This is a genomic window from Brevibacterium sp. S22, from assembly GCF_004745485.1.
In the GTDB taxonomy this organism is placed as follows: Bacteria; Actinomycetota; Actinomycetes; order Actinomycetales; family Brevibacteriaceae; genus Brevibacterium.
In genome coordinates this window covers 1-11,830 of the sequence record NZ_RHFG01000038.1, presented here as the reverse complement: position 1 = coordinate 11,830, position 11,830 = coordinate 1, and the positions used below count along the sequence as shown (strand labels likewise).

The following is an 11,830-nucleotide window of genomic DNA, read 5'->3' as shown; positions in this document are numbered from 1 at the left end:
CGTTCGGTCACTTTGTGCGGACACTCTGTGTCGCCTGCCACAAGGTGTGCAACTATGGGCACATGTCCAAACGTTTCCTGTTCCGTGACGCGCTCGCCGAATTCCCTCCCTACGTTCCCGGCAAGCCTCCCGTCGAATCCCCGGGCCTGACCCCATACAAACTGTCTTCGAACGAGAACCACCTGCCGCCGCTGCCGGGTGTCGTCGAGACGATGGCAGCCGCCTCGGCGACTCCGGCGAACTATCCCGACCCCACCGCGGCTGCGCTCGTGGCCGATATCGCCTCCCACCTCGACGTCGAGCCCGCCGAGGTGGTCCCCGGCGCTGGTGCCTCCGAGATCCTGTCCGCGCTGACGAACATCACCCTCGAGGCCGGCACGTCCGTGGTCTATCCGTGGCCGTCGTTCGAGATGTACCCGATCCTCGCCTCTGCCCGCGGTGCCGAGAAGCGACCCGTCGACCTCCTCGAGGACGGACGCCACGACTTCGCCGGCCTGGCCGCCGCGATCGATGACACGACCCGGCTGGTGCTGCTGTGCTCGCCGAACAATCCGACCGGTCCGACGATCAGTGATGACGAACTCGAAGGCTTCCTCGCCGAGGTGCCCGAGAACGTCATCGTCGTCCTCGACGAGGCCTACCTCGAATTCGCCGCCGAGGCGGTCGACGGTCTGGCCGCACGGAAGAACCATCCGAACCTCGTGCTCGCGCGCACCTTCTCGAAGGCGTACGGGCTGGCGGGTCTGCGGGTGGGCTTCGGCGTCGCCGACGTCGAGATCGCCGCGGCGCTGCGCCAGGTCATCGCCCCGTTCTCCGTCACCGCCGGCGCGCAGGCCGCGGCCCGGGAATCCCTGGCCCGGATCGACGAGGTGGCCGTGCGTGCCAAGGAGATCGCTGCCGTGCGGGACCGGTTCGCCGACGATCTGCGGGGTCTCGGGTTCGACGTGCCCGAGGCGCAGGGCAACTATGTGTGGATCGCGCTTGACCCCGAAGCAGCCGTCGCCTTCGAAGGCGCCTGTGCTCAGCAGGCCGTGGCCGTGCGTCGACTGCAGGGCGGCGTGCGCGTGAGCATCGGACCTGATGAGGCCTTGGAGCGCGTGCTCAAGGTCGCTGCCGCTGCCCGCTCATGAGTGTGGAGACGACTGAGACGGAGGTGGCTGTGACAGATGCGGCTGTGACAGATTCTCTGCTCGGCGAGCTCGCTGCCGATCTCAGCGCAGAGGCGTTGGTCACCGACCGCGACGTCGTCGAGGCGTACTCGTCGGACAAGGCCTTGTTCTGCCCGGCCGGGCAGGCCTCGGCCCTGGTTCGGGCCGCCGGTGTCGATGATGTGGTCGCGGTGATGCGGTTTGCCACGAAGTACCGGATCCCGGTGGTCACGCAGGGTGCACGGACAGGACTGTCGGGGGCGGCGAACGCCGTGGACGGGGCGATCCTGCTCAACGTCGCCAAGCTGAATGCGATCGTCGACATCGATGAGGTGAATCAGACGTGCCGGGTCCAGCCCGGTGTCATCAACCAGGATCTCAAACAGGCTCTGGCCGAACATGGACTGTCCTATCCGCCGGATCCGGGTTCGGTGGCGATCTCGACGATCGGCGGCAATGTCGCCACGAACGCCGGTGGAATGTGCTGCGTGAAGTACGGAGTGACGAAGGACTATGTGCGGGGTCTGACCGTGGTGCTGGCCGACGGGACCGTGACGAAACTCGGTCGGCAGACGGCGAAGGGTGTCGCCGGGCTCGACCTGGCCGGCCTGTTCGTGGGATCCGAGGGAACTCTGGGTGTCATCGTCGAGATCACTTTGGGGCTGAAGTCGCTGTTGACGGCACCGGTGACAGGAGTCGCGGTGTTCGCGGATATGGAGTCGGCCGGGCACACGGTCTCGGCGTTCATGGCCTCCGGTGCGGCGCCGTCGCTGCTTGAGCTCCTCGACGGGGCGACGGTGGCGATGATCAACGCGTATGGGGACTTCGGGCTGCCCGATGAGGCCGGTGCTCTGTTGTTGGTTCAGTCCGATGCTCCTGGTCAGGCCGGTGTGGCCGAACTCGAGGCCTTTGAGACGATTGCCCGGGAACAGGGTGCCGATGAGGTGTTCTTCTCCGAGGATCCGGCGGATTCGGAGATGTTCGTCGCTGCCCGTCGGGCGGTGTCGCCGGCGATGGAGCAGTATGTGGCCGGTCTCGGTGGGGGAGAGCTCATCGATGATGTGTGCGTGCCGCGGTCCCGCCTCGGTGAGTTCTTCGCACGGTTGGCCGACATCGCTGCCCGGCACACGGTTCAGGTGGCCACGGCCGGTCATGCCGGGGACGGGAACATGCATCCGAGTGTGCTCTTCGATGCCGCCGATGAGGCGAGTGTCGTCGAGGCGAAGGAGACGTTCGCGGAGATCATGCAGCTGGGTCTGGACCTGGGCGGGACGATCACCGGTGAACACGGGGTCGGGTACCTGAAGAAGGACTGGCTCGTCCGGGAACTCGATGCGGGTGCCCAGGGGCTGCAGGCATCGATCAAGTCCGCGGTCGATCCTTTGGGGATCCTCAATCCCGGGAAGATGCTCGGCTGAGGTCTCGGGAGACCGAACTCAGCCCGGGCGGCGCATGTCGAAGCGCTGATCCGAGCTGATCCCGAAGTATGCGGTCGGACCGCCGCCGCGCAGCACCGGCTCGGTTGCGACTGTGTCGACGATCCCGTTGACGAGCAGGGATTCGTCGAGATGGACACCCACCACTTCGCCCACGGTGAACCACGAGCCGGAGTTCTCACCATCCGAAGTGCGGAGGTCGATGATCTGGGTGACTCGGCATTCGAAAGTCGCCGGTGATGCTTTCACGCGTGGCGCAGAGATCTCCACAGACTCGGCCGCCTCTACCTCTGCGGCGGAGAACTCGTCGACTTCCGCGGTGGTCGACGAGGCGTTCATCGCTTCGGCGAGGGTGCGGGTGACGAGGTTCCAGGTGAACTCTCCGGTCTCCCGGCAGTTGGCGACGGTGTCCTTCCAGGAGTTGCTGGAGAAGCCCACGAGCGGAGGAGAGTAGTTCAGCGCATTGAAGAACGAGTAGGGCGCGAGATTGCGGCGGCCCTCGGCATCGAGGGTGCCGATCCAGCCGATGGGCCGCGGCGCGACGATGGCGTTGAAGGGGTCATGCGGCAGGCGGTGGCCTTCGGACGGGCGATAGAAATGGGTCACCCGGCCATTCAAGCAGGTGTGCCGGGAGAGCGCACTGTGCAGAACTGTGTCTGGTGGGTTTCGCTCGTGACAGGATGATGACGGAGTGTGGCACTCCGTGACACCGCTCACACTGTGACCGCCCGCCGCGGCCTACCGTGAGGGCATGACTCTCACACAGCTGCCCATCCTCGACCTCAGCCTCGCCGACGACCCTGCGACCGCGGACGACTTCCGTGCCGAACTGCGCCGCGTCACTCATGAGATCGGCTTCTTCTACCTCACCGGTCACGGCATTCCCGATGCCGATTTCAGCCGCATCATCGACACTGCCGAGCGCTTCTTCGCCCTGCCCGAAGAAGACAAACTCGCGATCGAGAACACGAATTCTCCGCACTTCCGCGGCTACACCCGCACCGGCGGCGAACGCACCCGCGGCAAGGTCGACTGGCGCGAACAGATCGACATCGGACCCGAGCGCACTCCCGTGGCCGAACCAGTCAACGACTTCGACCACCTCACCGGCCCCAACCAGTACCCTGAAGCGCTTCCCGAGCTGCGGGAGGTCACCGAATCCTGGCACGCCCGGCTGAGCGAGGTCGGCAACCGACTGCTGAGCGAATGGGCGCTCAGCCTCGGCCAGAGCGCCGACCACTTCGCCGAGGCGTTCGCCACCGATCCCGAATCCTTCATCAAGATCGTCCGCTACCCCGCGGCCGAGGACGAGACCGTCACCCAGGGCGTCGGCGAGCACCGCGACGGCGGCACCCTCACCCTGCTCTACCCGCAGCCGGGAACCACCGGTCTGCAGGTGCTCACCGACGACGGTTGGATCGACGCCGACCCGATCCCCAACGCCTTCGTCGTCAATATCGGCAAACTCCTCGAAGTCGCCACGAACGGCTACCTCAAGGCCACCGTCCACCGGGTGCTGCCGACGAAGCCCGGCGAGGACCGCATCTCGATCCCGTTCTTCTTCAACCCCGCGCTGAGTTCACAGCTGCCGCCGGTCGAGCTGCCCGCCGAATTCGCCGAGCAGGCCCGTGGAGTCTCCGTCGACGAACTCGATGCACTCCACTCCGTCTACGGGCAGAACGCGTTCATGTCCCGGCTGCGCTCCCACCCGAACGTCGCCGAGAAGTTCTACCCGGAGCACGTGAGCTGAGTACTGCGATGTCGTCCGGTCGGACACGGCAGCAACCACCGATGATTCGCGCGCCGAGGCGGATCCACTCCGCCACCGGCCATGACCCGATGCCGGATTCCGTGCCGTCGTCGCGCCATTCCATGACGGTCGCATCGTAGGTCTCGCCCGAATTCGGGTAGGCGATGAGCGGCAGGTCGGTGTGCGCGGCGAGCTCAGTCAGTGCCGGGGTGACGAGGGAAGGTGGCACGCAGTTGACCCCGACCGCCTGCACCGCCGCCGAGGCGCCCGCCACCTCGGCGAGTTCGGCCAGGGAACTGCCGTCGGGCAGGGTGATTGCCGACGCGGGATCGGCGGGAGTCGGGGCGGTTGAAGGTGCTGTGTCAGTGCCCTCGCGTAGGGTCACACTCACCCACACAGGCAGTCCGACCTCCTCGGCGAGGAGGAGGACGGCGCGGATCTCGTCGAGACGCGGCTGGGTCTCGACGGCGAGGAGATCCGCTCCCGCCTCGGCGAGGGTTTCGATGCGCGGACGATGGAAGGCGGTGTACTCCTCAGGACTCAGGTGATAGTTCCCGCTGTACTCCTCGCCTCCACCCAGAGCGGCACCGTACGGGCCGACCGACCCGGTGACGAGGATGCGACCGGTGCCGGCAGCCGCCTCGGCGGCGGAGCGGGCGATCTCCGCGCTGCGGATGATGAGCGCTCGTCCCTCCTCAGCGCTGATCCCTGCCGCAGCGAAGCCGAGCCGGGTCGCCTGATAGCTCGCCGTCGTCACGATCCGGGCTCCGGCGGCGACGAACTCGGCATGCACCTCGGTGAGCGCGTCCGGGTCATGGCGGATGAGCTCGGCCGACCACAGCTCATGGCTGAGGTCGATGCCGCGGGATTCGAGCGCCGTACCCAGCCCGCCGTCGAGGATGATGGGCACGTCTGCCTCGGCGGAGGCGAGCATCTGCGTGAACGTCATGGTCCCAGTTAAGCTTGACCGGTGAGCTCAATCGAATCCCCCGCATCATCTGAGACGTCGACCCCAGCACCGGCAGGCGACGCCGTCAACGACCGGTCCCGCTTCGGCTTCGACGTCGGCACCCGACTCGAGACCGGGGGCAGGACCGGCGTCATCCACACCCCGCACGGGGACATCCAGACCCCGGCATTCATCCCGGTCGGCACGAAGGCCACGGTCAAGGCTGTCCGCCCTGACGAGGTCGCCGAACTCGGCGGACAGGCGGTTCTCGCCAACGCCTACCACCTCTACCTGCAGCCCGGCTCGGACCTCATCGACGAGGCCGGGGGACTCGGCGCGTTCATGAATTGGCCGGGACCGACGTTCACAGACTCCGGCGGGTTCCAGGTGATGAGCCTCGGCTCCGGATTCAAGAAGGTCATCTCGATGGAGTCGACGGGCGAGCAGAACGATGAGCTCGTCGCCGTCGGCAAGGAACGCCTGTCGAACGTCGACGACGACGGAGTGACGTTCAAGTCCCACCTCGACGGGTCGATGCACCGGTTCACCCCGGAGATCTCGATGCGAGTCCAGCACGAACTCGGCGCCGACATCATGTTCGCCTTCGACGAGCTGACAACGCTGGTGAATACCCGTGGATACCAGGAGGAGTCCCTTGAGCGGACCCGACTGTGGGCGATCCGCTGCATCGAAGAGCACTTCCGGCTCACCGAGGAGCGTTCCCACCGGCCCTACCAGGCGCTCTTCGGCGTCCTCCAGGGTGCACAGTATGAGGATCTGCGGCGCAAGGCTGCGCGTGACCTCGGTTCCATGGACTTCGACGGCTTCGGCATCGGCGGGGCGTTGGAGAAGGAGAACCTCGGCATCATCATCCGCTGGGTGTGCGAGGAGCTGCCGGAGGACAAGCCACGGCACCTGCTGGGCATCTCCGAACCCGATGATCTGTTCGAGGCGATCAAGACCGGTGCCGACACCTTCGACTGCGTCTCACCTTCCCGCGTTGCCCGCAATGCCGCGATCTACACCCGCGATGGCCGGTACAACCTCACGGGCGCGAAGTATCGACGCGACTTCGGACCCCTCGACCCGGACTGCTCGTGCTACACCTGCCAGAACTACTCGCGGGCGTACCTGCGGCACCTGTACAAGGCCAAGGAGATGCTCTTCTCCACCCTGTGCACGATCCACAACGAGCACTTCGTCGTCTCAATGGTCGCCGAGATCCGCCAGGCGATGATCGACGGTCGCTTCTCAGAGCTCGAAGCCGATGTGCTCGGCCGCTACTACGCCAAACAGCGCTAGCCCACCTGCGGCGCCGCCGCGGCCAGCGCCTCAGGTCACGCGAAACTCGAAATACGCGCCGCCGGCGACGACTTTTTCGACATTCGCGTGACCCGAGGGGGACTCAGTGAGCGTAGCTGGGTTCGTGGCGCTTGACGAGTGTGATGACGCGGTAGGTCACGGGCAGGAAGATGATCTCGACGGCGACCTTGTAGACGAAGCCGACGATGATGTAGTTGATGAAATCGAGTCCCGGGATGACCCCGGCGAAGGCGATGATGCAGAACAGCAGTGTGTCGACGAACTCGCCGACGCCGGTGGATGTGAGCAACCGGACCCACAACTTCGACTCGCCCATCCGCTTCTTCACGGCGACGAGCACCCACGAATTGAGCAGCTGGCCGACGAAGTACCCGACCAGTGAGGCTGCGACGATGCGCGGATAGAAGCCGAGGACCGCGGCGAAGGCCTCCTGGTTCTCATAACCGGGGCCCGGCGGGGAGATGAGCACGAGCCAGAAGACGAAAGTGGCCAGTATCTGCAGGCCGAAACCGGTGATCACGGCCTTGCGGGCGGCCTTGAAACCGTAGACCTCGCTGATCACATCGCCGAGGATGTACGCGATCGGGAAGAGGAACGCGCCGCCGTCGGTGACGATGGGTCCGAAGCCGATGACCTTCGTGGCCGAGATGTTCGAGATGATGAGCACCGCGGAGAACACGGCGAGGAAGACCGCATAGTAGCGACCGCGGGAGGACGCGAAGGCCGCCAGCCTCGTCGCGGTGGGGGAGGGCGCCGAATCGCTGGTGCGATCCGGCCGTCCAGACTCGCTCTCCGGCTGTCCAGGCTCGCTCTCAGGTGTCGTCGCGGGCAACGGTGATCTCCTTGCCGTTCGTGATCGTCAGCAGCTGTTCGTAGGTCAGCGGCATCATCGAGTTCGGGGTGCCTGCCGCGGCCCAGAGGACCGGGTGGCTCTTCAGCGTGACATCGACGTAGGTGGGGATCGGCACCGGGTGTCCGCACGGGGCGACTCCGCCGATGACCTGGCCGGTGGCCTCGCGGACGAGGTCCTTGTCGGCCCGGTCGAGAGAGTCGATGCCCAATCGGTCGGCGACGTAGTCGGTGTCGACGCGGTGGGCTCCCGAGGTCATGATGAGCACGGGGTCACCGGCGGAGGAGAAGATCAGGCTGTTGGCGATGGCGCCGACGTCGACGCCGATCGTCTCCGCTGCTGCGGCCGCGGTCGGGGTGGCCTCGGCGAACACGCGGACCTCGGGGTCGATTCCGTGGTCCCGCAGCTGCTCTTCGACCTTCGCATGGTTGGGGTGCTGTGCGGGCGCCTCATCGCTCGCCGAGGCGGCCGTCGGGGTGGTCTCGACCGTGGACTGTTCGCCGTCAACGGTGGAATCAGCCTCGACCGCGTCGTCTTCGGTCACCGGCTCAGCCAGTCCGCGGCGGCGCAGCAGGGGTGCCACATCCGGGCGAGTGCCGAAGAAGCGTTCGATCGCGGCCATCGGGTCGATCGAATAGCCCGGGGCGAGGATGGCCTCACGGAACGCATCACCGGCCTCCCGGTTGAGCCCGCCCTGGGACTCGAACCATTCGCTGACCCAGGCGGCGATGACCTCGGAGTAGAGGTAGGAGTAGTAGCCGGCCGCATAGCCGGAGGCGAAGATGTGCCCGAAGTACGTCGACCGGTAACGCGGCGGCACGAGTGAGGAGAAGCCGGCTGCGGCGAGCACCTCGGATTCGAAGGACAGCACATCAGTGATGTGCTCTCCGGCCTCGAGCGAATGCCACGACAGGTCGAGCATGGCCGCGGCGAGGTATTCGATCGTGTCGAAGCCCTGCCCGAACTTGTCGCTGGCGATGAGCGCATCGACGAGTTCGGCCGGCATCGGCTCACCAGTGTCGACGTGCTTGGCGAAGTGAGGGAGGACCTGCGGGTGGAAGCGCCACATCTCATTGAGCTGGGACGGGAACTCGACGTAGTCGCGCGGGACCGCGGTGCCCGCCGTCGACGGGTAGGTGGAATTCGCGAAGAGCCCGTGGAGGACGTGACCGAACTCGTGGAAGAACGTCGTCAGCTCGGTCGGATTGAGCAGGGTGGGGCGGCCCGGACCGGGCTTGGCGAGGTTGAGCGAGAGTGTGACGACCGGCAGCAGACCGGTCAGACGGGAGGCCGGAACCAGCTGGTCCATCCAGGCCCCGCCGCGTTTCGTATCCCTGGAGTACGGATCGATGAGCACGAGCCCCAAATGACGCTCGGTGACGTCGGTGACCTCGTGGGCGCGCACGTCCTCGTGCCAGGCGGTGACCCCGTCATAGGGGGCGAAGGTGATGCCGTAGAGTCCCGTCGCCGCCCGGAAGACGCCCTCGGTGAGGACGGTGTCGAACTCGAAGTACTTGGCCACCTCGTCGGGGTCGATGCCGAATTCGTCGGCGCGGAACTTCGCGAGGTAGTACTTGACGTCTTCGGCTGCGACCGCCTCGAGACCGTAGCGCTCCTTGACCTGCGCCAACTCCTCGTCGAGTTGGGCGTTTGCGGGGTTGATCAGGGAAGAGACGATATCGGCCGCCGCGTCTGGGTTGCCTGCCGTCTGGTTGTCGATGGCGAAGGACGAGTAGGAGGGAAATCCGAGCAGGTGCGCCTTGAGAGCACGCAGTGCCGTGGTGTCGGCGACCTGGGTGCGGGTATCGCCGTCGCCGCCGTGGGAGCCGCGCGCCATCGAGTTATTCAGCACATGCCGGCGGGTCTGCGCCGTGCTGAGGGATTCGAGGACGATCTGCTGAGTGAAGTTGTTCAGCGGCAGCAGATAGCCGTCCGTACCGCGATCGAGCGCACGGTTCGCCGCCGCCGCGATCTGGTCGTCGTTCATCCCCGCCAGGGAATCGGCCTCGCTGAGGTGGACGGCCAGTTCGCGCGTATCGAGCTGCAGAGCACGGGAGAAGGAGTTCTCCAGGGTGGTCAGCTCGGCTGCGATCGTGGCCATCTGCTCCCGTTCCTCCTCGCCGAGGCGGGCTCCCGCACGCACGAAGAGATCGATGGTGAGCTCGTGCTGGCGTTTGTCCTCGGGGTTGAGGTCGGCGACCGAGACCTGTTCGATGCGGTGGAAGAGGTCGACATCGAGGAGGATCTCGGTCTGGGCGGCCGAGAGGAGCTCCCACACCTGCCCGATGGCGTCGGTGAGTTCGGGACGCAGGTGATTCGATTCGATGGCTGCTGCCACGGAGGCGATGCGGGTCATCGGCACGGACGCGGATTCGAACCTCACGGTGGTGGAGAAGAACGTGGACTCAGCGTCGTCGGCGATGATCGCAGCCACCTCGGCGCGGGCGAAATCGGTGGCCGTGTGAACCGCGGTCAGCAGCGTCTCCGGGGTGACCGCGGCGAAGTCGGGCAGCGAATAGTCGGTCTGCGGGTCGAGGAACGCTTCCCAGACATCGATGCTGTTCGGATCTGCGCTCATTCTCGACGATTCACTTTCTCTGCGGTTGGGGTCTCGCTCCGATCCTAACGTGAGTGAGCCGACCAGTGCATGATCGCTGGTTACACTGGATTCCATGGGCACTGGGCGAGGCAAATCCCTCACACTCAACAGCGCATTCCGGCTCGGTTTCACCGGCGCCTTGGGCGTGGGGTTGGCGATCGCGGTGATGACGGCGCTGCAGTCCGTGGCGACCGTGATCATCTATATCGGCTTGGCGCTGTTCCTCGCCCTCGGTCTCGAACCGATCGTGCAATGGCTCGTCGACCGCAAGGTGCCGCGGTCACTGGCCGTGCTCATCGTCGTCGTGGCCTTCATCCTCATCGTCGTCGGGGTCGCGCTGCTCATCGCCCCGGCCGTGATCAGTCAGATCCAGACGTTCATCGCGGATCTGCCCGGGATCGTGGCGAACCTCGCGACGACCGGGTGGGTGACGGAACTCGAGAAGCAGTTCACCGGCGCGATCGACATCGACGCCGTGTTTGCGAATATCGGTGCGTGGGCTTCGGACCCGAAGAATGTGCTCTCCCTGGGCGGTGGGGTCGTGTCGATCGGGGCGGGGATCCTGAGCTTCCTCACCGGCGTGATCATCGTCGTCATCCTCACCATCTACTTCGCGGTGTCCATGCCGACGATCAAATCCGCGATGTTCTCCCTTGTCGCGGCCTCATCGCGACCGACCGTCGAATCCGTCACCGAGGAGGTCACCCGTTCCATCGGACGCTACGTCCTCGGTCAGGTGTCCTTGGGTGTCATCAACGGCGTGTGCTCGGCGATCTACCTGACCATCATCGGTGCCCCGCTGCCGGCCCTGTTGGCGTTCGTGGCGTTCCTCGCCTCGCTGATCCCGCTCGTGGGACCGATCACCGGCGCGATCATCATCACGGCGTCATGTCTGATGGTCTCGCCCGGGCTCGGCATCGCCGCAGGCATCTACTACCTCGTGTATATGCAGGTCGAGGCGTACCTGCTCAGCCCGCGCATCATGAACGCAGCGGTCGACGTACCCGGAGCCCTCGTCATCATCGCCGCGATCGCCGGCGGAACCCTAGGCGGGGTGCTCGGTGCAGTGGTCGCGGTGCCGGTGGCCGCCTCGGCGCTGATCATCATCCGCAAGGTCGTCGTGCCCGCGCAGGCGAAGAGGTAGAGGTCGGGAGTTCGTCAGCTCTGGTCGTCGTGGTTGCCCGAGTCGATACGGGTGACGACGGCGTGGATGATGAGCTTGACGATGAAGTACGCGCCGAAATAGGCAACCGCGGCTGCGACCAGACTGACGAGCAGGTTGCTCTCTCCGGTTCCGGTCATGGCCAGTCCCGCGAAGATCGCCGCAGAGATCGCCGCCAGATACGGGATCAGACGGAGGACGGGAGACTCGGACTCGCTCATGGTGGCGAGCATATCAATGAGGAAGTCGGCGGTTTCGCGCGATGACCCGACCGACCAGGCGCGTGGTCAGACAGTGCATGCCGAAGTAGGTGACGAATGCCGCGAGGATCGTGGTCAGCAACCCCACGCTGTTCGCGAACATCGGATACGTGACCAGCATCGTCGCCGTCATCGCCACAACAGTGGGGAGGACCTGTGCGATCCGATGTTCCAACGTGTCCATGCGAAGGATTCTAACAAGTATTGATGTTTTTAGGCCAGAGGGCGACGAGACTCGTAGAAAGTCCCCGCGTTCCAAGGGGTCGTGCCTCACAGAAAAATCCCCGCGAAACACTTCCGCCGGGCAGCAGGGCACGCCGACGATGGGGTCATGGTCGATAAGGACGTTTCGA

Annotated in this window: 11 protein-coding genes; 5 read left to right on the top strand and 6 right to left on the bottom strand. The window is 65.6% G+C overall.

Annotated elements, in window-relative coordinates; translation table 11 throughout:
• Positions 1–62 precede the first annotated feature (62 nt).
• Positions 63–1,130, top strand: a complete 1,068-nt coding sequence (locus tag EB835_RS18800) for an aminotransferase class I/II-fold pyridoxal phosphate-dependent enzyme (RefSeq protein WP_135810969.1) — start codon at positions 63–65, stop codon at positions 1,128–1,130.
• Entirely contained in the window at positions 1,127–2,566 is a 1,440-nt protein-coding gene (locus EB835_RS18795; protein WP_135810968.1) for an FAD-binding oxidoreductase, read from the top strand. Before EB835_RS18800 ends, EB835_RS18795 begins: the two co-directional genes overlap by 4 nt.
• Before the next feature lie 18 nt (positions 2,567–2,584).
• Here EB835_RS18795 and EB835_RS18790 read toward each other — a convergent pair whose 3' ends face one another.
• Positions 2,585–3,190, bottom strand: coding sequence for a flavin reductase family protein (locus tag EB835_RS18790; RefSeq protein WP_240688858.1), 606 nt, complete (start codon positions 3,188–3,190; stop codon positions 2,585–2,587).
• 145 nt (positions 3,191–3,335) lie between these two features.
• Between EB835_RS18790 and EB835_RS18785 the strand changes: the two genes are divergently transcribed.
• On the top strand, positions 3,336–4,334 hold the full coding sequence (locus tag EB835_RS18785) for an isopenicillin N synthase family dioxygenase (RefSeq protein WP_135810966.1): 999 nt from the start codon (positions 3,336–3,338) through the stop codon (positions 4,332–4,334).
• On the opposite strand, the gene mmuM is transcribed toward EB835_RS18785, so the two are convergent.
• Positions 4,270–5,283 carry a homocysteine S-methyltransferase gene (mmuM, locus tag EB835_RS18780; protein WP_135810965.1) on the bottom strand — a complete coding sequence of 338 codons (1,014 nt, stop codon included), beginning with the start codon at positions 5,281–5,283 and terminating at the stop codon, positions 4,270–4,272. The two genes, EB835_RS18785 and mmuM, sit on opposite strands and share 65 nt — an antisense overlap.
• Positions 5,284–5,304: 21 nt before the next feature.
• On the opposite strand from mmuM, the gene tgt reads away from it, so the two are divergent.
• Positions 5,305–6,585, top strand: a complete 1,281-nt coding sequence (tgt, locus tag EB835_RS18775; protein ID WP_135810964.1) for a tRNA guanosine(34) transglycosylase Tgt — start codon at positions 5,305–5,307, stop codon at positions 6,583–6,585.
• A gap of 103 nt (positions 6,586–6,688) precedes the next feature.
• Here tgt and EB835_RS18770 read toward each other — a convergent pair whose 3' ends face one another.
• Together EB835_RS18770 and EB835_RS18765 are read right to left on the bottom strand one after the other, a co-directional pair.
• On the bottom strand, positions 6,689–7,438 hold the full coding sequence (locus EB835_RS18770; protein ID WP_240688857.1) for a queuosine precursor transporter: 750 nt from the start codon (positions 7,436–7,438) through the stop codon (positions 6,689–6,691).
• On the bottom strand, positions 7,419–10,034 hold the full coding sequence (locus tag EB835_RS18765; protein WP_135810963.1) for a M3 family metallopeptidase: 2,616 nt from the start codon (positions 10,032–10,034) through the stop codon (positions 7,419–7,421). Before EB835_RS18765 ends, EB835_RS18770 begins: the two co-directional genes overlap by 20 nt.
• Before the next feature lie 94 nt (positions 10,035–10,128).
• Here EB835_RS18765 and EB835_RS18760 point away from each other — a divergent pair, with 94 nt between their 5' ends.
• Entirely contained in the window at positions 10,129–11,199 is a 1,071-nt protein-coding gene (locus EB835_RS18760; protein WP_135810962.1) for an AI-2E family transporter, read from the top strand.
• A gap of 14 nt (positions 11,200–11,213) precedes the next feature.
• Here the strand turns inward: EB835_RS18760 and EB835_RS18755 are convergent, their stop codons facing one another.
• The gene (locus EB835_RS18755) at positions 11,214–11,438 is read right to left on the bottom strand and encodes a hypothetical protein (RefSeq protein WP_135810961.1); all 225 of its coding nucleotides are present in this window, start codon (positions 11,436–11,438) and stop codon (positions 11,214–11,216) included.
• Positions 11,439–11,451: 13 nt separating this feature from the next.
• Positions 11,452–11,661: a hypothetical protein gene (locus EB835_RS18750; RefSeq protein ID WP_135810960.1), complete on the bottom strand. Its 210-nt coding sequence runs from the start codon at positions 11,659–11,661 to the stop codon at positions 11,452–11,454.
• Positions 11,662–11,830 lie beyond the last annotated feature (169 nt).

What these genes read in the sequence shown, in the direction of transcription:
- EB835_RS18755 (WP_135810961.1), bottom strand. Translation starts at nt 11,438, where the DNA reads ATGAGCGAGTCCGAGTCTCCCGTCCTCCGTCTGATCCCGTATCTGGCG.
- EB835_RS18750 (WP_135810960.1), bottom strand. Translation starts at nt 11,661, where the DNA reads ATGGACACGTTGGAACATCGGATCGCACAGGTCCTCCCCACTGTTGTG.
- EB835_RS18800 (WP_135810969.1), top strand. Translation starts at nt 63, where the DNA reads ATGTCCAAACGTTTCCTGTTCCGTGACGCGCTCGCCGAATTCCCTCCC.
- mmuM (WP_135810965.1), bottom strand. Translation starts at nt 5,283, where the DNA reads ATGACGTTCACGCAGATGCTCGCCTCCGCCGAGGCAGACGTGCCCATC.
- EB835_RS18795 (WP_135810968.1), top strand. Translation starts at nt 1,127, where the DNA reads ATGAGTGTGGAGACGACTGAGACGGAGGTGGCTGTGACAGATGCGGCT.
- EB835_RS18765 (WP_135810963.1), bottom strand. Translation starts at nt 10,034, where the DNA reads ATGAGCGCAGATCCGAACAGCATCGATGTCTGGGAAGCGTTCCTCGAC.
- EB835_RS18760 (WP_135810962.1), top strand. Translation starts at nt 10,129, where the DNA reads ATGGGCACTGGGCGAGGCAAATCCCTCACACTCAACAGCGCATTCCGG.
- EB835_RS18785 (WP_135810966.1), top strand. Translation starts at nt 3,336, where the DNA reads ATGACTCTCACACAGCTGCCCATCCTCGACCTCAGCCTCGCCGACGAC.